This window comes from Nitrospiria bacterium (assembly GCA_035498035.1).
Classification (GTDB): domain Bacteria; phylum Nitrospirota; class Nitrospiria; order JACQBZ01; family JACQBZ01; genus JACQBZ01.
On the sequence record DATKAN010000067.1, the window covers coordinates 1 to 19,697 of the forward strand.

General features: G+C 59.9%; 23 protein-coding genes. 9 read left to right on the forward strand and 14 right to left on the reverse strand.

What is annotated here, in order from left to right:
- Nucleotides 1-139 (reverse strand): cold-shock protein (locus tag VMN77_12875; protein ID HTN44677.1); only part of this gene is annotated, 139 nt, incomplete at its 3' end.
- Nucleotides 140-438: 299 nt separating this feature from the next.
- Complete coding sequence (locus tag VMN77_12880) at nt 439-1,947, reverse strand: phosphatidylglycerol lysyltransferase domain-containing protein (GenBank protein HTN44678.1); 1,509 nt, start codon at nt 1,945-1,947, stop codon at nt 439-441.
- A gap of 156 nt (nt 1,948-2,103) precedes the next feature.
- Between VMN77_12880 and VMN77_12885 the strand changes: the two genes are divergently transcribed.
- Nucleotides 2,104-2,622 (forward strand): nuclear transport factor 2 family protein, encoded by a 519-nt coding sequence (locus tag VMN77_12885; protein HTN44679.1) that lies wholly within the window; start codon nt 2,104-2,106, stop codon nt 2,620-2,622.
- Between the two features lie 35 nt (nt 2,623-2,657).
- On the opposite strand, the gene VMN77_12890 is transcribed toward VMN77_12885, so the two are convergent.
- The 4 genes from VMN77_12890 to VMN77_12905 all read right to left on the reverse strand — a co-directional run bounded on the left by VMN77_12890 (nt 2,658) and on the right by VMN77_12905 (nt 5,185).
- A complete protein-coding gene (locus VMN77_12890) occupies nt 2,658-3,392 on the reverse strand; it encodes a YqgE/AlgH family protein (GenBank protein ID HTN44680.1) in 735 nt (244 codons plus the stop codon).
- On the reverse strand, nt 3,392-4,039 hold the full coding sequence (locus VMN77_12895; GenBank protein ID HTN44681.1) for an alpha/beta hydrolase: 648 nt from the start codon (nt 4,037-4,039) through the stop codon (nt 3,392-3,394). Before VMN77_12895 ends, VMN77_12890 begins: the two co-directional genes overlap by 1 nt.
- Nucleotides 4,040-4,222: 183 nt before the next feature.
- Nucleotides 4,223-4,552, reverse strand: coding sequence for an RNA-binding protein (locus VMN77_12900; GenBank protein ID HTN44682.1), 330 nt, complete (start codon nt 4,550-4,552; stop codon nt 4,223-4,225).
- 141 nt (nt 4,553-4,693) lie between these two features.
- Nucleotides 4,694-5,185, reverse strand: a complete 492-nt coding sequence (locus tag VMN77_12905) for a DUF2231 domain-containing protein (protein HTN44683.1) — start codon at nt 5,183-5,185, stop codon at nt 4,694-4,696.
- A gap of 310 nt (nt 5,186-5,495) precedes the next feature.
- On the opposite strand from VMN77_12905, the gene VMN77_12910 reads away from it, so the two are divergent.
- Nucleotides 5,496-6,068 (forward strand): zinc ribbon domain-containing protein, encoded by a 573-nt coding sequence (locus VMN77_12910; protein HTN44684.1) that lies wholly within the window; start codon nt 5,496-5,498, stop codon nt 6,066-6,068.
- 60 nt (nt 6,069-6,128) lie between these two features.
- Here VMN77_12910 and VMN77_12915 read toward each other — a convergent pair whose 3' ends face one another.
- The 6 genes from VMN77_12915 to VMN77_12940 all read right to left on the reverse strand — a co-directional run bounded on the left by VMN77_12915 (nt 6,129) and on the right by VMN77_12940 (nt 11,200).
- Nucleotides 6,129-6,314 (reverse strand): hypothetical protein, encoded by a 186-nt coding sequence (locus VMN77_12915; protein ID HTN44685.1) that lies wholly within the window; start codon nt 6,312-6,314, stop codon nt 6,129-6,131.
- A 133-nt stretch (nt 6,315-6,447) separates the two neighbouring features.
- Nucleotides 6,448-6,939, reverse strand: a complete 492-nt coding sequence (locus VMN77_12920) for a DUF1499 domain-containing protein (GenBank protein HTN44686.1) — start codon at nt 6,937-6,939, stop codon at nt 6,448-6,450.
- Between the two features lie 17 nt (nt 6,940-6,956).
- On the reverse strand, nt 6,957-8,444 hold the full coding sequence (locus VMN77_12925; protein HTN44687.1) for a pitrilysin family protein: 1,488 nt from the start codon (nt 8,442-8,444) through the stop codon (nt 6,957-6,959).
- Between the two features lie 43 nt (nt 8,445-8,487).
- Nucleotides 8,488-10,155, reverse strand: coding sequence for a pitrilysin family protein (locus tag VMN77_12930; GenBank protein ID HTN44688.1), 1,668 nt, complete (start codon nt 10,153-10,155; stop codon nt 8,488-8,490).
- A gap of 23 nt (nt 10,156-10,178) precedes the next feature.
- Nucleotides 10,179-10,826 (reverse strand): HAD-IA family hydrolase, encoded by a 648-nt coding sequence (locus VMN77_12935; GenBank protein ID HTN44689.1) that lies wholly within the window; start codon nt 10,824-10,826, stop codon nt 10,179-10,181.
- Nucleotides 10,823-11,200 (reverse strand): hypothetical protein, encoded by a 378-nt coding sequence (locus tag VMN77_12940; protein HTN44690.1) that lies wholly within the window; start codon nt 11,198-11,200, stop codon nt 10,823-10,825. The genes VMN77_12935 and VMN77_12940 overlap by 4 nt, the downstream gene beginning before the upstream one ends.
- An 86-nt stretch (nt 11,201-11,286) precedes the next feature.
- On the opposite strand from VMN77_12940, the gene VMN77_12945 reads away from it, so the two are divergent.
- The 3 genes from VMN77_12945 (at nt 11,287) to VMN77_12955 (ending at nt 14,319) form a co-directional block, all read left to right on the forward strand.
- A complete protein-coding gene (locus tag VMN77_12945) occupies nt 11,287-12,282 on the forward strand; it encodes a ParB N-terminal domain-containing protein (protein HTN44691.1) in 996 nt (331 codons plus the stop codon).
- A 37-nt stretch (nt 12,283-12,319) separates the two neighbouring features.
- Entirely contained in the window at nt 12,320-12,958 is a 639-nt protein-coding gene (locus tag VMN77_12950; protein HTN44692.1) for a DNA-3-methyladenine glycosylase I, read from the forward strand.
- A 497-nt stretch (nt 12,959-13,455) separates the two neighbouring features.
- Nucleotides 13,456-14,319, forward strand: a complete 864-nt coding sequence (locus tag VMN77_12955; protein ID HTN44693.1) for a PEP-CTERM sorting domain-containing protein — start codon at nt 13,456-13,458, stop codon at nt 14,317-14,319.
- A gap of 78 nt (nt 14,320-14,397) precedes the next feature.
- Here VMN77_12955 and VMN77_12960 read toward each other — a convergent pair whose 3' ends face one another.
- Nucleotides 14,398-15,066: a CDGSH iron-sulfur domain-containing protein gene (locus VMN77_12960; protein HTN44694.1), complete on the reverse strand. Its 669-nt coding sequence runs from the start codon at nt 15,064-15,066 to the stop codon at nt 14,398-14,400.
- 198 nt (nt 15,067-15,264) lie between these two features.
- On the opposite strand from VMN77_12960, the gene VMN77_12965 reads away from it, so the two are divergent.
- The 3 genes from VMN77_12965 (at nt 15,265) to VMN77_12975 (ending at nt 17,352) form a co-directional block, all read left to right on the forward strand.
- The gene (locus VMN77_12965; protein ID HTN44695.1) at nt 15,265-15,945 is read left to right on the forward strand and encodes a hypothetical protein; all 681 of its coding nucleotides are present in this window, start codon (nt 15,265-15,267) and stop codon (nt 15,943-15,945) included.
- A gap of 328 nt (nt 15,946-16,273) precedes the next feature.
- Complete coding sequence (locus VMN77_12970) at nt 16,274-16,672, forward strand: polymer-forming cytoskeletal protein (protein ID HTN44696.1); 399 nt, start codon at nt 16,274-16,276, stop codon at nt 16,670-16,672.
- Between the two features lie 14 nt (nt 16,673-16,686).
- Entirely contained in the window at nt 16,687-17,352 is a 666-nt protein-coding gene (locus VMN77_12975; protein HTN44697.1) for a class I SAM-dependent methyltransferase, read from the forward strand.
- Here the strand turns inward: VMN77_12975 and VMN77_12980 are convergent.
- The gene (locus tag VMN77_12980) at nt 17,306-17,863 is read right to left on the reverse strand and encodes a PH domain-containing protein (protein ID HTN44698.1); all 558 of its coding nucleotides are present in this window, start codon (nt 17,861-17,863) and stop codon (nt 17,306-17,308) included. The two genes, VMN77_12975 and VMN77_12980, sit on opposite strands and share 47 nt — an antisense overlap.
- Before the next feature lie 140 nt (nt 17,864-18,003).
- On the opposite strand from VMN77_12980, the gene glpD reads away from it, so the two are divergent.
- Nucleotides 18,004-19,614 (forward strand): glycerol-3-phosphate dehydrogenase, encoded by a 1,611-nt coding sequence (gene glpD, locus VMN77_12985; GenBank protein HTN44699.1) that lies wholly within the window; start codon nt 18,004-18,006, stop codon nt 19,612-19,614.
- Nucleotides 19,615-19,697 lie beyond the last annotated feature (83 nt).

Sequence of the window (19,697 nt, forward strand, 5' to 3'; positions counted from 1 at the left end):
CCGCTTCACCTTCGTCAAGCGACTTGTATCCGTCACCCTGAATCGCGGAAAAATGTACAAAGACATCCTTACCGTCTTCCTGGGACAGGAATCCATAACCCTTGCTGGCATTAAACCACTTCACAGTGCCTTTTGCCATTGTGATATCACCCCTTTCCTATGTGTGTGAGGGAGATTGGTGTTTGAGGTTTCACTGGACTGAATCATCAATCAGGAATCCCCGCTCTGAGCCGTTCGCGGGTCACAAAAAAACCGCAGGGCCTTGGTGACAGCCTCTGCGGTTCGGTAAATCCCTACAAAAACTTGCTCACAAAGCAGATAAAAAATACCACAATAGAAAATTGGTGTCAAGTCTTTTTTTTGTGGGGGGGGATCCCTATGGGATTTCATAAGCGGTCTATCCCAATGCCGCAAAGCCCCATCCTGGATCCGCGCAGCCTACCGAGGAATCGGAGGATACCGCTCCGGCCGTGTGGCGATATACGAGGTCAGGATTTTCGAGGGATGGTAGGAAAGCTTGGCCGCGCGGAGACGTTCGAGACCGGAATCGTCCATCGCATGGATAACGGCATAATCCGAAAGCTCCAGGCAAAATTCCCGGAAAAGATAGGCCGCCAGGCCGGCGATCTCCCGATCGGCCACCTCCAACAGCACGCAGAAGATCCCCGGCCGGAGGGGAAATCCGAAGGTGTACCCGACAATCTTTCCGTCCAACCGCACCACGCGTCCGGTCAGTCCCAAGGCCGTGAAATTCTCAAGCGCCCTTCGATGAACCGAGGCGGCGTCCTCCAGCATCATGCCCTCTTCTTCCCGCTGGCTGGAAGAAGGACCTGATTTACCCTGTTGTTTCTTCCACCGGTCGAAGAACTCCAGGCAGTCATCCAGATCGGAAGGTCGGTATGGCTCCAACCGGACGGGGCCGTTACGATGGTCCCGCACGAAGCGGTTGCAGGCCCAGCGTTTGGTCTTGTAGCGATCGCCCGCCAGTCGGACCAGTGCCTCCCGTTCGTACAGATACTCCTGTTCCTTCGGTTTTAGGACGAACCCCATCGCTTCGAACCCCGCGACCTGTTCAGGAGGGATATTTTCAATCCGGGATACCGCCGGATGGGTATTTATGGAGTCCATCCGGGCAAAACATTTTTGGACCGCCTCCGGGATCAGCGTCTCCCCCAACGGGGGAAGTGGCATGAACAGACCGTCGACGTACCGCGCGAAGAGGCAGAACTGCCGGTCGATGACCGTCCAGGAATATTGAAGATGATCCTTCCAGACCATCAGCGCGGGCCAGGAATAACTCGATAACTCCGTCCGGGTCCATTTCAAGGCTGATTCAAACAGCGGACGGTCGGCATCCGCCAACGGGGTTAATCCGACCGCCTCGGGCGAAGGCCGCCCAGCCGTTGCGGCTGGCCGGCCCGTCAGCGCCTCCGTAAGGCGTGTCAGCGGCATCAGAATCATCACGTCATCCTGATAAGCCCCGATCAATCCCGAATTTCCCCGAAGGGCCTGGATCGTGTCGTCCGTCTCCAGGCGCGCGGCCATCGACCGGCCGTACTCGAACAGCGAATCGCCCAAAAGCGTTTCTGAGACAAACGGGCATTTCCGGTCATACCCCAGGAGGACGGTACGCCGGGATGAATCCCACATCAGGGCCAGGGGGAATAATTGGCAATCGAGCGGACGGTCGTCATAGATGCGGCAACCGTTCGAGTTTGGGTCGAAGGCGGGGCAGATATAGCCTTCTCCGTTCGGATGGGGAATCAACTCGATCCGGCCTCCCTCCGGATGGGCGAATCGCTCCGGCGAAACTCCCCGCCCGATCGCACGGCGAACCTCATCCGCCGTGAAGTATGGTGCCAGAGGGCTGTCCTTCTCAGGAAAACGGCAGCAGACATCGCAAGCCAGGCATCGGGAACTGGGGATCAGTTGGGGGATCAAGGTCATCGTGGTTTTTTCGTTGCTCCCGAATTGTTCGCCTTTATCCTACCGTCATGCTGTTATTGAGTCAAGATGGCCGATAATATATAATGGGATTCCGGATATTTGAGGAAAGACCCGGGTGGCGTATAATGACAGTCCATTTAAACGAAGGATCGTAAAATGCGCGAACGAATGATCGTCAGGAAGGACAAGCCGGTGCCGCTTTCAAAATTTGGACAATGGGTCCTGATCTTGATGGCCTGTTGGATAATAGGGGGGGGAGGGCCTCTACAGGCCGCCGAGTCCAACGCGGAAAAGGACACCGCTTTTGTGAAGATTCTCGAGGGTGCCTATCAAGCCTCCTGCGACGACGTAGATCGTCTGCATGATTATTACCGCTCGGACGCCCAGATCATCCACGACGGCCGCGTCACGACGCTCGATGAAACGATCAAGGAAATTAAGGAGTCGATCCGCCCGCTTCAGAACCTTCACTGCAGCTACCAACCCCGGGTGCGCGGCAGCCGGATCAGCGGCGACATGGGTTATCTGGTCGTCCACGAATCGATCCGCCTTTCGGCCGGTTCGGTCGAGCCGCAGCAGATCGAACAAATTTGCAACTATGTCTTCTTGAAAGAAGGATCGCAATGGAAGATCGCCGTGGATCATTGTTCCACCATTCCCGGAGAATCGGTGTGAGCGGCCGGATTATTTAAGCGGCGTTCGGGGTATTATTACCGACCTCCCGGAAAAACCACCGGGCTCCAGACGGGGCCGAACGCCCCGCCGTCGGGAACCGGGTCCGGAACTCGGATTTGTATTTTCTCCTTCCCCTCAAAGAAGGCCGGCCAGATTTTCGACGGGTCTTCGGCAAATACCGCGCCCGGATCCGCATCCATGATCACCCAGTCACCGCGCACGAACTCGGCGTCCAATTGCATCGGGGCCCAGCCGGAGTAACCGGCATAGACCCGGACTTTTTTGTCGGGGTCCGGGTTCACAAGCGCATCGGTCAGGACTTTTCGACTGGCCGTAAAGTAAATGTCGCCGAGGACGTTCCGCGCCCCTTCCAACGACGAATTGGACCGAAGAAGCACCAGCATCAGATTCGTGCTGACCGGCCCCCCGAAATAAATGGGCTTCGAAAAATTTTCGGTCCCTTCCAGATCCGGAAGGGCCTTCACGAGCGGGACGTCGGTGGGACGATTGATGATCAAACCCGATGCCCCCTCTTTGCCGTAGGTGACCAGGAGAACCACGGTATGGAAGAAATTCGGGTCGTTCAGACGGGGGGCCGACAAAAGAAAGATCCCCGGCCGCAAGGGCGCGCCGGTCCGTGCGGGGCCGGAGGCGTCGGCCGGAAACGCCGGAACAATTCCGGCAAGCATCAGGCACGCGGCCAGGATAGAGGTCTTGTTGGCTCGGATGGATCGGGCTCCGTACGTCGCCTCGGAAAATTGGGGAAGCATCAGGAGCGCCTGTCGCGGGGTTCGGACTCGAAAATCCGGTTGAGAAAATCACGGATCTCGGAAAGCACCTCCGGGATCACTTCATGGCCCATCAGGTATTCCCGGAGCCGGACCGAGAAGCCTTCGGTTCGCAATGCCGCCTGGGCCTCCCGCGCCCCTTCCACCGGCAGGACGTCGTCATTCTTCCCATGGGTCAGAAGGATCGGCAACCCGGCCGCGGCCGGCGATTTCTCGGCCGCCAACCTCTCGGGGCGGGCGAGATAACCGCTCATGGCGACGATTCCGGCGAGACGTCTCGGATATCGGACACCCACATCGAGGCTCATAACCGCACCTTGAGAAAAACCCGCCAGTGCGATCCGCTTCGACGGGATCCGTTCCTGCTCAAGGCGTTCGATCAACTCGAAGAGGAGCTTTCGGCTTTGAAGAAGTCCCTGCGGGGGATGGGGCGGAATCTCATACCACGCCCGGCCTCCCCAGGGGGCCGGAAGTTCCATCGGACCGTCCGGAAAAATCCACCGGATTCCCTCCAGCGCGATCGCTTCGGCCAGGGGGGCCAGGTCCTCGCCCCGGACGCCCCTCCCATGCAAGGTCACGATGCATCCGATCGGCATCCCGATCGGATGGAGCTCGGTAAATTTAAGCATAGGCCATTCGATCGTTGTCACCGGAAGAGCGGGAAGCGGGATTTTTCAAGTAACGCGCGCAAACGGGCGGCGCAAAAGACAGGAAGGATTCCAAGCACGAGGGACAGCGGGGCGGGAATACCGACCGAAAGCAAGGAGACGGACGTGGAACGAATCGACCGGAAGGCCATACCCGGGGACGGATTATCTCCCGCGGCCTCCGCGCCCGCCGCCATATCCCCCGCCGCCATATCCTCCCCCTCCCCCTCCTCCTCGTTCCCGCTTCTGCTGGGGGCGGGCCTCGCTGACGATCAGGCTTCGCTCCATAAAATTCTTGCCGTTGAACATCTCGATGGCCTTTTGAGCCTCTTCGGAAGAGCCCATTTCAACAAAGCCGAACCCGCGCGGACGCCCCGTCTGACCATCGGTGATGATCTTAACGGAAGCCACCGTTCCCGCGGCGGCAAACAAATCATTAATTTCTTTTTCTGTGGCTTGATACGAAAGATTACCGACGTAAAGCTTCGCGCCCATCTGCCTCTCCTTCTGAGTCCGGTCTGATTCCGGCTGATTTCTTTTCCGATGCTTTCCTTTGAGGCCCCTCGGCCAACGGGAGTCTAACAACCGGTTTTACTATGCTATATACACTTCGCATTGTCAAGTGGAAAACCGCTCTCAATCCTCTGAGTCATGCCCCGTCGACGTCGGCGCCTTCTCCGGCGGCGTCGCGACGGTCGCAGGCTTCTGGACCCCGGCCCCGTACCGATACACTAGGTCGCCGCCGAAGTAACCGGTCGATCCCAAAAGGAGAACCCCCAGCACGGCCAGAGTCATATAGACCGTCCTGTTACGGAGGGACCATCGATCGCGAACCCGCCAACGGAACAACAGCAGCAGCGCGAACACCACCAAGGTGGTGATGGCCAAGAATTCATGCCGGTCCACCGCTTTTTCAGGAACGCCCGCGGCCACCACCGCCTCTTCCCCCCAGAACCCGACGGCGGAAGCGATGATCCCGCTGATCAAACCCAAGATCAACAGCCACAAGCCAAATTGGCGATACGCTTCCCGGCGGACCCAAAATCCGAAAATTTCAAAATAGACGGCTGTAAAAAGCAGGGCGATCGGAAAATGGACGACGATCGGGTGGACGGGATGATTGAGCACGCGGGTCTCCATCGCTGTGTTCGTTAAACCAAATCTCGGAGTTGAATCGATCGAAGCTTCCGCCCTCGTCGATCCGCCGGGCGAGACTTCCTCGGAGGTTTTTTATCCTAAAACAATAACGGCACAATGTCAATCGCCGCCGGCCCGCTTTCCCCCCCGATAAAACCGGCGGTGCGCTTTCCGTTTGCATTTTAGCCGGACGGGCGTTAGAATAAACAAGGCTCAAGGTCGCTTCATGTTAATCTGTCCGAACTGCAGAAAAAAATATCGATCGAATACCCTGGTTTGTCCGAAATGCCAAGAGGAACTTTTGCCCTCCTCCGCGATCGATCTTCGGAATGAACACCCGAATTTGTCGCAAACCAAGGAATCCCCAAAACTGACCCTGGCCAAGAAATCCCCGCACCTGAAACTAACCGAATCCTACGTCGAGCTTTTCCGGGGCAACCCGACCGAGGCGAAGGATACCGCCCGCTTTCTCGAGAAAGAGGGCATCCCGTACCGGATTGAAGACGACGAGATGACCCCGTTGCCCTATCGATTGGACGGCGAAAACCCCATGGGAAATCCCCCGGTGAAGCTGGTCCGGGTGCCCCTCTCCCAGGTTGAAAAGGCCCGCGCCCTTTTGGATTGGGAAAACCAGAAGGAAGAACCTCTACCTGTCGTCGACACTACCCTGACCGAAACGGAAGAAGACGTCCTGGTTTGTCCGGCCTGCGAATCCGAGGTCATTCCGGAGGATGGGACCTGTCCTGAATGCGGATGGGAATTCGATCTGGAAGACGAAACGGACGAAGAGGAATATTTCTGTTCCTCCTGCGGCGAAACCTGCGATCCGGACGATCCCGTCTGTCCGAACTGCGGCGCCCATTTTGATCATTAAGGGCTAATACCCCTTCGCAGCCGGTCTCAGCGGTCCGTCACCGCCATGTCCGCCAACCGGTTACGGCTCGAGATCCCGCCCCTTGACTGTCTTTCGCCCGTCCGCCTTGGCTTTCTCGATCGCGTCCAGGCAAAGTTTCTCGACCCGCTGGCTCAGCACTTCCAGAATTTCTGCCGACGTATTAAACCCGGATTTTTCCTTTACGTATTTCTTCACCTTGGATGCCACCACTAAAATATCCGCCATGCTTCTCTCCTTTCAGTATAAGTTTTATAATGGGTTTCGCCGTAGGAGTTCCCCGCCGTGAGTTTCGGGTACATGATACGAAGCGGTCTTTATTATATCCATCCTTTTTTTCAGGTCAAGCATTATTTGATGGCTAAGAATCCACCTGAAGATTCCGCTCCAGCGCCTCATAGAACATGAGGACATGGACGCGGTTGGCCCCCAGATCTCCGCGGCCGACCCGCGAAGCGGAGTGAACATAGACCTCGACCTCCCCGGTCGGCGAGCCGGTCACCAAGACGGACAGATCGTCCCGGAACCGCCAGATCATGCTGGTTACCTCGGCCTGATAAGCGCCCACACCCCCTTCCGCCCGGACCATCGTCCAGCGTGGGAGAGACCGGAGGGTCCGTTCGACGGCCGCTTTTACCGTTTCCTCCGGCAGCCGGTAATGCCGAATCCGAAGTTCGGGCAGGACCGGATCCGCGGTCGTCTCGGCCACATTGTACCGCAAGTAGATCGCAAGCCGCTCCATGAAACCGGGGGGATCGAACAGCATCGGTCGGTTCATCGCGATCGCGACGACCACGGCGGCTACGGGCAGGATCAGTACCAGCACGACCCCCGCGACAAGCTTGGACCGCATGATGGTCTCCTTTAGGATCAAGGCCGATCCGGAAATCCGACCCCGACCGGATCCCCGACCCGCTCCAGAGGGATGACGTTCACCGCCCCGAGGCTTGAGAGCGGCTGATCAAAGCGGTCCGGACGTCCAACCGCAAGGACGATCAAGGCGTCCGGCCGGAGATGTCTTTGGGCCACGCTCAAGATTTCTTCGGGCGTCACACGGATGACGCCGTCACGAAACCGTTCCAAAAAGTCAGCGGGCAGCCCGTAATATTCCAGCGAGGCCTGGCGGCCGACGATCATCGCGGGGTTCGAGAAAGAAAACACGAAGGAGTTCAGAAAGGAATCCTTGGCCAGGCGTAGCTCTTCCGGCGTAACGGGTTTCGTCCGGATCCGTTGGATCTCCCGCTCGATGGCCCCGATCGCCCGGAGCGTGGATTCCGCCTTGGTCTGACCGTAGGCCACAAACAGACCCCGCTCCAAATTTCCGGGCGTGAACGAGCTGCCGACCGAATAGGCCAGGCCCTCTTCGGTGCGAACTTTTCTGAACAGCCGGCTGCGGAAGCCGCCGCCCAGGATATCGTCCAGCAAGGCCACCGCAAAATAGTCCGGATCGTCCTGCCGAATGCCCAGATGTCCGATGCGCAGGTGCGTTTGGGAAATGTCTTTCTCGACCAGGTTGACGGACGGCTTGAACGCATCGCGGACGGGGGGCAAAGCCGGTCGGTCGATCGGGCCCTGGGGCCAACCGGCAAAGGCCCGTCGGACCTTCTCGATCATTTCCTTTTTTCCAAAATCCCCCGACAGCGACAGGATGAGCGCGTTGGGATGATAATCGTGCGCATGAAAGGCGATCAGGTCGTCCCGTGTAATCCGTCCGATTGTCTCGGCGGTGCTTTCCCGGGCCAGCGGATGGTCCGCGCCATAGACCCGCTTCAGAAACTCCCGGCTCGCAATTCCCGCCGGATTGTCGTTGCGCCGCCGGATGGCCTCCAGGGCCTGCTGCTTGGCCAGATCCAGCTTGTCCTGCGGGAAGGCCGGATGCATCAACATGTCGGCGAAGAGGGCCAGGCCGCGATCGAGATCCTTCGCCAGGACATCCAGCGATGCGAAACCGGCGTCCGAGCCGATCGTGCTGCCCAGCTCGGCCGCCATGAATTCGAGTTCGTCATCCAGGGCATCGCCCGACATCAAAGAGGTGCCCCCCGTCCGCATCACCGTCCCGGTCAGACCGGCCAGCCCGATTTTTTCCGCAGGGTCATAAACGCTGCCGGTCCGGATCATCGCCTGGATCTGGACCCGTGGAAGCTCGTGGTCTTCCAGGATGTAGAGCACCATCCCGTTATCCAGCGCGACCCGTTCGGCCTTGGGCGGATGGAACTCGACCGGCGGAAAGACCATCGTTCGGGGATCGGCGGCGAGGGAAGGGAAAACCGAGGAAACCAACACGACGAGCCCGAGAAATACCATGATCGTGTAGGGGCGGCCCTGCGTGGCCGCCCTTAAAAAACCGGGCACCCACATAGGGGTGCCCCTACATGGCAAAGACGATCGGTGATAGAAACCGTTATTCATTTCCCTTTTTCACCAGCGTCGCCACCACCCGATGGCCCTTGACGAAATACCGCTTCGCCACGCGGGACACGTCCTCCGCTTTCACCTGGCTGATCTGTCGCCGGTTTTCGAGAAGATACCGCCAGGTTCCGGCGAGGGCCTGGGCCGAGCTGAGCTCGGAGGCCAGCCCGCTGTTCGAGTCCAGGGAACGGATCAGATCGGCGTCCAGATTGTTCAGGACCTTCTGGAGTTCGCGGGGCTGCACGGGCTCGTTCTTCAGACGGTCCAACTCGGCGTAGATGGCCGCCTCCACTTCGGGGGCGGTGTGGGGCGCGCGGGGGATGGCCTGGATCATGAACAGATTGGGATAGCGCGCGCCGGGCACGTCGGCGCTCGTCGAGACGCCGACGGCCAGTTGTTTTTCCTTGACCAGCGTCTTGTACAGTCGGGAGGAACGGCCGTCGGACAACAGCGAATCGATCACGTCGAACACCGGGTCGTCGGGCGAATCCAGGGCCGGCCGGTGGTACCCGATCAGAACGGCCGGCTCGGCCTCGAACTCGACCTCCACCCGCCGTTCGCCGTCCTGCTCCGGCTCGACCGTCACCACGCCCGGCGGAGGAGGCTGCGCGGGGATCGATCCGAAATATTTCTGAATGAGGCGGATCGTCACGGCGGGATCGATGTCGCCCACAATCGCGATCACGGCGTTTCCGGGCTCGTAGTAGGTTCGGAAAAAGGCCTCGGTCTGGGCGCGGCTCAGGGCCTTCACGTCCGAGGTCCAGCCGATCACCGGCATCCCGTAGGGGTGTGCGGTAAAGGCCGCCGCCAGGAAGGCTTCGTACAATCGGCCGGAAGGCGAATTGTCATAGCGCAGCCGTCGTTCCTCGAGAACGACGTTCTTTTCCTTGTAAAACTCCCGCAGCACGGTATGAACCATCCGGTCCGACTCGATCGCGGCCCAAAGCTCCAGGCGGTTGGACGGCAGGCTCACGACGTAGCGCGTCATGTCCTTTCCGGTCGTCGCGTTAAGACCCACCGCGCCGTTCCGCTCATAGATCTCGCCGATCTCGTTCGGAACGACGTACTTCTCGCTTTCCTGCTCCAGATCCCGGAACCGCTTCTCGTCCTCCGTCGCCCGATTCCGATCGGCCCGCGGCCCTTTATCCTCTTCCACGCGGAGGGCGTTCCAGGCCTGATCCAATCGCTTCAGAACCATGGCCTCCTTCCGGTAGTCCTTCGTGCCCAGGGTTCGCGTCCCCTTGAACGCCATATGCTCGTACAGATGCGCGACCCCCGAGATCCCGGGGCGCTCGTTCACCCCGCCGACCTTGAAGGCGATCATGCAGGAGACGACCGGGGCCTCGTGGCGCTCGACCATCACGAGCTCCAGCCCGTTGGAAAATCGGTGCTCCACCACGCGTCCGGCCAGATCGACGTCGGCCGGCTGGGTCGACGCCGCGGCGGGTAGATCCTCGGCCGATTGTACGGCCGCGGGGAATCCAGATAATAATAGGATCAGGGCGATAACGAATGAGAGAGAAGAGGTTATTGTCCGCACTAGCGGGTGGCCGAGGTGGGGCGCCCGGACGAGCGCAGGCGGGGTCCCCACACCGGGCGGGGTGCCGAGCACGTCTGGGCTCACCGAGGACAGGACCCGCTTATGCAACGAGATATACATACCGTCGCGGTTCATCCCACGAATTAAAAGGCCAGCCGTTTCAGATCTTCCACCGTCTCGCAGAAAAAATCCGGACGGGCCCGGCGGAGCTCTTCGGGATCGCCCAGTCCATACCCGACGGCGCAGACCGCGATCCCGGCCGCGCGCGAGGCATGGATGTCGTGAAGCCCGTCGCCGATCATGACCGTCCGCTTCGGATCGGCCAAAAGCTTATCCAGAACCGTCAGGACCATTGTGGGATCGGGCTTGAGCGGAAGGCCGTTGTCGCCCCCGAGAATCAGATCGAAGCGGTTGGTGATCTTCAACCCGGACGCGATCGGATCGGTGTAGACCTGGGGCTTATTCGTGACCACCGCTTTTTTCTTCGACCGGTAATGGGCCAGGACGCCGTCCATCCCCGGATAGAGTTTCGTGGTGTCGAGGAGATGGGCCATGTAGTGACCCCGGAAGACCCGCAACGCTTCCCGGAACCGCTCGCCCTCCTCCTCGCCCACCGCCTGCTGGATCAATTTTCGAACGCCGCTGCCGACGTAGGTGTAGATCACGTCGGGCGCTTTCTCGGGCAGGCCCAATTCTTTGAGCGTCAGGTTGACGGAGGTCGCGATGTCGTCCTTGGTATCGGCGAGGGTCCCGTCCAGGTCGAATATGAGCAGATCGGCTTTAAACGTCATTGCGCTTTCTTGAACAGTTCATCCAGTCTCTTCCGGGCCGCCTCCGGGCCCTTCCCGGCCATCGCGGCCCCCGGCCGATCCGCGTGGGTCAGGGGAGTGCGATCGGCGAAGACGAAATAGTCGCAGAAGTTGGCCTTTTCCTTGTCGGCCACCCATTCGGCCTGGGTCTCGCGGCATTGGTTGTGAACCGCGCGGTCGAAAAATCGGCAGTTCTTACAGGCATGAAGATCGCTCCGGCAGTTCGGGCAGACCGCCGTCCGGGAAAGTTTTTTTTCGATCGCCACCGGCTCACGGCAGGCGTGACATACCGTCATGGAGAAAATGATACGGGAAACCCCGGCAAACCGCAAGCGTTTTTTCGTCCCGGCGCCCATTCTCACGTTGATTTATCGAGCCAGAATTGGTATGATCCGGCGATCGTCCTCCCCCTCTGCGAACCGGATCAGGATCGAGGTTCCCGATGTCCGAAGCGAAATCCAAGACGACGCGCAAATCCGGCGCCGGAAAACGGCGGAAGAAACCGGCCGGCGTCTCGGCCGGCCTCATCGCGGCCGATCTGCTGGCCGCGGCCCCGCCGGAGAAGGTCGCGGCGCTCAATCGCCAGATCGAAGCCGACGGCGGAAAACCCCTGGCCGCCTACCGCGAGCCGTACGGGGGAAACTGGCTGGTGCTCGCCGCCCTGCCGATCGAAACCGTCGAGCCGACGCCCTTTCAGCGGAACATCTCGGAAATGCACGTCCGGAAACTCGAGAACGTGATCGGAAAGATCGGCCGCTTTCTCGACCCGATCATCGCGGTCAGGAACGCCGCCGACGGCGCCGCGAAGTACTGGACGCCCAACGGCAACCACCGTCTTTCGGCGATGCGGACCCTCGGCGCGAAGAGCATCGTCGCGATCATCGTGCCGGAGGAAAAAGCGGCCTACCAGATCCTCGCGCTCAACACCGAAAAAGCGCACAACCTTCGGGAGAAGGCCCTGGAGGTCGTCCGGATGTACAAGGAGCTGGCCCGTTTGGACGACGGGCTTGAAGAGGCGTACGCCCTCGAGTTCGAAGAACCGGGCTTCATCACGCTGGGATTCTGTTACGAAGACCGGCCCCGATTTTCGGGCGGGGCCTACAACCCGATCCTCCGGCGGGTGGAAGGCTTCTTGAAGAAACCGATCCGCGCGGCGATGGACGTTCGAAGGGACCGGGCCCGGCGCCTGATGGAACTGGACGACGCCGTGATCAAACAGGTCGAGGCCCTGAAGTCCCGCGGCCTGGCCAGCCCTTATCTGAAAAGCTTCGTCGTCGCACGGATCAACCCGATCCGGTTCCGCCCCAAGGAGGCCGAGCCGCTCGGCTTCGACGAGGTGATCGAACGCATGACCAAGACCGTCGTCAAGTTCGATCCGGCGAAGATCACCATGGACGACCTCGCGCGCTCCGGCGGCCCGGCGGACGAAACGGAATGATTAATTTAATGATTCATATAATGTAGGGCCATCCCCTTTGCCGAGACCTTCTTCCCTCATCCGCTGCCCCTGGCCCACGGCCGGCGACCCGCTGTATCTGGCCTATCATGATGAGGAATGGGGGGTGCCGGTGCATGACGACCGGAAGATTTACGAGTTTCTGGTGCTGGAGGTCTTTCAGGCCGGGCTGTCGTGGCGCACGGTGCTGTACAAGCGAGAGAACTTCCGGAAGGCCTTTGCCGGATTCGACTATCGTAAAGTCGCCCGGTTCGGCCGGCGCGACGTCTCCCGATTGCTCAAGGACGTGGGCATCATTCGAAACCGGCTTAAGATCGAGGCGACGATCCACAACGCGCAACGATTCTTGGAGGTCCGGCGCGAGCACGGCAGCTTCGCAAAATATATGTGGTCGTGGGTGGACCACAAACCCGTACTTCACCGCTTCCGGACGCTGAATGACTATCCGCCCTACACGGAGGAAGCCGTGGCCTGGGCGAAGGATTTGAAGCGGCGCGGCTTCAAATTTCTCGGGCCGACCGTGGTCTACGCCCACATGCAGGCCGTGGGAATGGTGAACGATCACACCGTCGACTGCTTCTGCCGGACACAACTCGGCGGCGTTCGATATCGCCCGGAAACGCCCGGATCACACGGCAAGCGGCACCCCTGCCCGTAATCGACCATTAATTCAAATCCCAATGAAATTTTGCATCATTAATATGTCCTATTTATACCCATCCGGGGGCGACGGTCTCTCGGCGGTCCAGATCCTTACAATGTGAATGGAGTGGTTCAAGGATCTATGGGTTATTTTGCCTCCCTCCGGCGCCTGCCAACGGTTTGGGGTGTAATGACCCTGTCGCGGGAGAGATGGTGTCATCGCCGAGGCAGGCTCATCCCATGGATGATCGCTCGCGATCTCGTAGTAACAAAAAAACCAAACGGTCACAAGGGATGACGGAAAACACGACAATGTTTCCAAAAAAGTACTTACAAAATCATACAAACTGCCGGAGAACTTGGCATGGATGATCTATAAGTAGAAGCCTCCTTATATATATAGCCGCTTTGTTCGGGTATAGAAATTGCTACTATATTGGACTTAGGTTAAGAAAATTATCGATTAACAAGACATGGTTAAGAATAAGACAAAGTAACGAAGGAGAAAAGGTTATGAAAAAATTGAGCCTTGTACTCATGATTGCCTCTGCCTTTGTTTTCGCTTCAACCGGAGCGGCCCGGGCAACCCTTCTCGGCACGGACTGGGGATCCAACGTAAGTTCGAACCTCTATTCGATCGACACAAGCACCGCGACTGCCACCCTGATCGGGTCGACCGGCCAAGGACCCATGATCGGGCTCGTGGTCGACACGGACAGCACGATTTACGCGATCAGCGAGGAGCCAAGCAGCAATCTGTGGACCTTGAATTCCAGCACGGGCGCCGCAACGCTTGTGGGAACCCTTGGGTTCAATTTGCAGGAAGGCGACATGACGATCGATCCCGGCTCCGGCCAAATGTACGTGGCCGACGGCATCGGGGACGCTTTGTACACGGTTAACAAAACCAACGGCGCCGCCACGCTGGTCGGATCCTTTGGACCTCTGGGGCGTGACGTCTCGGGCCTCCAGTTCATCGGCAGCACACTCTACGGGCTCGCGCTGGTAGACTCCGGCCCCGATGTCTTATTGACCGTGGACCCCCTCACGGGCGCGACCACTTTGGTCGGCGCAACCGGCACGAATTGCGGCGTCATCGCGGCGCTGGGACAGGACCCGTCGTCAGGAACGACCTTCATGGCGTGCCCCGACACCTCGTTTGGTAATGACAACGAACTCTACGCCTTGAATCTGTCCACAGGAGCGGCGACGCTGGTTGGGCCTTTAACCGGCATCGAGTCGAGCATTTCGGGCTTTTCCGTGTCGGGTAGTCCCGCCATTTTGACGACCCCTGAACCCTCCGGTGTGCTACTTCTTGGCGCGGGCCTGGCAATGCTTGGGCTATGGGGAAGGAAAAAAATTAAGGCACTAGTCTAAAAAAGCAAAAAACGAAGTGAAATATGCCAGCGCCCGCTGTCGGACCGACGGCGGGCGCTTTTTTTTATTCAATCCTTACTAATCCCGAAACCCGATTTCCGCGTGCGACCCGTCGCAAAACGGTTTATTCTTCGAAGCCCCGCAACGGCAGAGGGTCATGCGATTGCGCACTTCGTAGGCCCGGCCGTCCGCGCCCTCCACAACGATGCGGCCCCGGACATAGAGCGGTCCGTTCTGGACGATCCCGATTTCCCGGGGCAGGGGCTCTTCCACAGGCGCATCGACGGGAGGCTCGGCGTATTCCAAACGCCCGGAAGGGCAATTCCGTATCATGCCGATCAGCTTGTCCCGCGCGGCGGGGTCCGTTGTCTTTCGGACCAGGTCCCAAGCTTCCGTTTTTTCCGAGACGCAGAAGCCGGCATGCACGCAAAACTTCTTCACATCCGTCATCACGAGGCCTCGGCCGTTGAAGTTCCTTCGCCGCATTCCGGCCGTCTCCCGTTCGGCCGTCTCCGTTCCGTCAAACGATGTCGCCGCGTGGGCCCCGTCGCAGAAGGGTTTGTTCGATGAACGGCCGCACCGGCACAGCGCATAGGGCTCGTCGTGATCGATGGATCGGCCGCGCCGCCATCCGACCGGGCGGCCGGCGTGATTCTTCACGGGTCGCATCGCCAGAAGGTCCGCCCCCGATACCTTGTACGGACCGTCTTCGGTCACCCGGATCCGGGTCTCCTTGGCACCGCCCATCGCCTCTCCCCCCTTCGAATTAAACGACGCCCCTATTATAGGGCGTGGCCGTGAAGAGGTCAACTCCGGGATCCCCAATAATTTTGGGAATCGGTATGGTACTCTCCATAAGGATTATGGTATGATGCCTCCTGCATTCTGAATCCTCCGGGGCTTCGGCCCCGACAGACCTTCGGTCAACCGGGAGACGACAACACGATGAGCCGGAAAACCAAAGACAAAGCCAAACGAAAATCCTCCGGGAACCCTCCGTCGAACAGGACCGTCGCGATCGTGATCGGCGTATTGGTCGTAGCGGCCGTGGTCTATCTCTACCTGAATCGTCCGGGAGCGATGAAGGCTCCCACCCAGGCGAATCTCAACGTGAATCCGGAGACGCTCGCCGGCATTCAGGTCGGCGACGCCCCATGGAAAGCGGAAATCAATTACCTCCGCGACCGCTTGAAAATGATCGGCCTGCCCGCGCTGCTCGAAGAAGGGACGGCCACGCACCTGCATCAGCACATCGACATCTTCATTCACGGGAAATCCGTATCGGTCCCCCCGATGATCGGGGTCAACGTGGCCGAACGGTTTATCGCGCCCATCCATACCCACGATGGATCGGGAGAGATCCATATCGAATCCCCGACCGTTCAGTCCTACACCCTCGGTCAATTTTTCGATATCTGGGGAGTCCGCTTGACTCCGAAATGCATCGGCTCCTACTGTGAAGACCCGCAAAACGCGATCAAGGCCTTTGTGAACGGGAAGCCGGCGGCGGGGGACCCGAGATCCATCGAGCTGGACGATCATATCGAAATCGTCATCGCCTACGGAACACCCGGGGAATTACCCAGCCCGATTCCGTCCGAGCACCAATTTTCGGCCGGCACCTGATACCGCGCCCGGATCGGTCCATGGGGCCGGGTCCCCTTTATGGGCCTCCGGACGGTCCCTGCCCGCAAAAACTTGACATCGTCCCCTTTTTTGATTAAGGTATTTAAACACACCCAAACCGGATCACCCTTTACCGCAGACCAATCTCTCAGGGAGTCCATCGGTTCACCGGGGGCGTCTTGCCCCGGGCGGCCGCGTTGGGAGAAGAAAGGAGGAGGACATGTGGAACTGGAATTACGAACCGGAGGAAAGGGCGGCACTGCAACCCCGGAATCCAATGGAAGGACACGCTCCGGTAAAAAACAACCCCGAATCGAGGAGGGAGAAGATGGGACAAGTCGCAATCATCGGTCAATCCATCCAGATCAAAGGAGAGCTTACGGGCAATGAAGACCTCACGATCGACGGCACCGTCGAGGGAAACATCGAGCTGAAGGATCACAGCCTGACGATCGGACCCAACGGGAACATCAAGGCCGACATCAACGCCAAGAAGGTCACGATCATCGGCGAAGTCCAGGGAAACGTGACCGCGGAGGAAACGGTCGAGATCCGGGAAACCGGAAAACTCCGCGGGAACATCGTCTCGCCACGACTCGTGATCGCGGATGGGGCCTTCTTCAAGGGAAGCGTGGAGATGGAGAGGAAACCCGGGATGGCGAAGGACAAACCGCACCGCGACGAGAAGCCCGTCTCACGCCCCGAGCTCCTGGCGGTGAAACCCTAACGTGACGGTTCGCGATGATCCCGGAACTGCACCTTTCTCCTTCCAGAACGGGGACCCTCAAGGACCCTGCTAAACACCTTGTGCCGGCGGCCGCGGCCCAGATCTATCCAAGCAGCAATCTTCAACGCTTACTCCGAATGTTATCCGGAATTCCCAAGCCTCATGTCTTGGATCTGGGCCGCCTGAGCGGCTCAAACATCGAGTGGTTGATCCAGAAGGGTTACAAGGTTTACGTGGACGATCGGATCACCACCTTGAAGCCGGCTCCGCCACCGCCTCCGCCTTCGAGAACAGAAAAAAAAATCCCCGCCCCGGCCCCGTTGGAGCCCCTGGAGTACGACCCGGCCTTGTTCGACGCCGTCCTCTGCTGGGATATTTTCGATTATCTCGCCGTAAAACAGGCCCAGGAACTCATCGCCGGCATCGCGAAAATCCTGAAGCCGAGGGGACTCCTCCTCGGCTTCTTTAACTGCAACCGCGCCGCCTCCCCCCCGCCGGTCCGCTATCGGATTCTCGGAACCGATCAACTGGAATACGCACCCCTGGCCATTCAACCCCTGCCCCGCCGGATGTACGAGAACCGGGAGATCCAGGAACTCTTCGACGGATTCGAAACCGTCAACTCCTGTTTCCTCAAAAACCAGATGCGCGAGGTCCTGGTCCAGAGGCGACCGGGTTAGACCTCTGTCCCTGACCCGAGCGCCGGAAAGGGTCCGACACCCCCTTCGAATCTCCGGCCGCTTCCACAAAGCGTCCGGGATGCTCCGGGCTGATAAGGATCTTTTGATCCTCCGTTTCAACCAGGACCAGTTCGGAGGGCTTGGCCCTTGTGACGTAGGCCCTGAAAATTCCATGGGTCCGATTCCAGAAGATCCCGGTCCCGGCGAACAGTCCCCCGTTTCCCCAAAGGCGGACGGCCATCGAAAACGGCGGATGAACCCGAGCGCAATTGACGACGGGCTTGAAACGCCTTTGGCCCAGCCGATACACCACGGTCAGCTCGGAGTTCGACAATTCGTAGGCCACGGGGGCGCGAAGATAGCAGCCGAGGGACAAACCGGCGAGAATCAAGCCGGCGACCCAAAGCTCAGGGCGGTAACTCGAGAGGACGAGGAACACGGCGGTCAGGGCCAGTACGAAGGCGGTCACGATCTTGATCGACGGTGCCGTCGGTGCGGCCGGGCATCTCATCGTGGAGGATCTCCGGGGTTCGGCGTGGCTTGGGTTCATCTTTCAATATACCAGAACCCGGTCGATCGGACAAAGCGTCGGCGGCGGGTCTTCCCCCCCTTTGGGCCCGTCCCGGGTCTGTGCTACAATGTAAATCACCGATGCTTCCGAAGCGACCCCCTCTGAAACATTGGACTTCGACCCCCTTCGACGTGATCGTCATCGGCGGCGGGATCAACGGCGCCGGGATCGTGCGGGATGCCGCGCTGAGGGGCTTGCGCGTCGCGCTGTTTGAGCAGGCCGATTACGCCTTCGGCACCAGTAGCCGGTCCTCCAAGCTGGCCCACGGCGGCGTCCGGTATCTCGAGCAGGGGCGTCTGCCCCTCGTCTTCGAAGCCAGCCAGGAACGCCAGACGCTTCTCCGGATCGCGCCGCATCTGGTCCGCCCCCTTCCCTTTCTATTTCCGGTCTATCGCGGGGCCCGTTGGGGTAAATTCTTCATGGACGTCGGGATGTGGCTGTACGACCTGCTTTCCCTGTCCCGCAATATCCGTCCACACCGGATGCTCGGCCGCGAGGAGACCTTGCGTCTCGAACCGGACCTTCTGCCGGACGGATTGACCGGCGCGGCCCTGTTCTACGACGGCCAGATGGACGACGCCCGTCTCTGCCTCGCCAATGTCCTGGAGGCGGGGGATCTGGGGGCCGCCGTCCGGAATTACACGGCCGTCGTCGGGCTGGTGAAAGACGGAAACGGCCGCGTCGCCGGCGTGCGCGTCCGGGATCGGCTCGGGGGCGGGGAGGAGACCGTCACGGGATCGGTCGTGGTGAACGCGGCCGGGCCCTGGGTGGACGAGGTCGGCCGGATGGACGCGCCGGAAACCCATCCCAGGCTCCGGAAGACCCGGGGCTCGCATCTGATCCTCCCGGCCCTGACGAACGGCCATGCGCTGGTGATCCGGAGCGCAAAGGATAACCGCGTCCTGTTCGTGATTCCCTGGAACGGGATGAGCCTGGTCGGCACCACGGACGTCGATTTCGACGGCGATCCCGGGAACGTCCATTGCCCGCCCGACGATTTTGATTACCTGATCAACGAGGCCCGGCGGTTCTTCCCGAAACGGGACCTCGGGCCCAAACAGGTGATCGCCACGTTCGCGGGGGTGCGACCGCTGTTCCGGTCCGATGAGGCAAAAACCTCCGAGGTGTCGCGCGAGGAGAAGATCGATGAAAGTCCGTCCGGGCTGATTTCGATCACGGGCGGAAAATTCACGACCTACCGCCGGATCGCCGAAGCGGTGGTGGACCGGATCCGCAAGCGGCTTCCCGACCTATCGGCCGGCCCCTGCACGACGCGGTCCCGTCCGATTTGGGGCGGCGACACGGGCGAGCTCGACGCTTATATCATCGGGCAGACGCCGGAGCTGGGCCGACGCCATTCGCTGGACGCGGCCCAGGTCAAACATCTTATACTGGCCCACGGCACCTGCCATGTTCATCTGCTGGACCTTCTCCGGGAGAACCGCGCCCTGGGCGAGCGTCTCCATCCCTCGCTCCCCCATTTGAAGGCGGAGGTCGTTTATGCCGTCCGGCAGGAGTCGGCCGTCGGGCTCGCGGACGTTTTGCGCCGACGGACGACGATCGCTCTCGGACCCTTCCGCGCGGACAAAGGGCTTTTGGAGAACGCGATCGCGCTCATGGCCGCCGAGCTGGGATGGTCCGAGGCCGAGGCCGATGGACAGAGGACGGAATACCTTGAAGAGATCTCGTAAGGCGGACGGGTCTCCGCAGCGGCCCGGAGGATCCGCGCCTTGAAGGGGCGCAACCCGACGCGCCCTCCCGGACGTTGACCAAT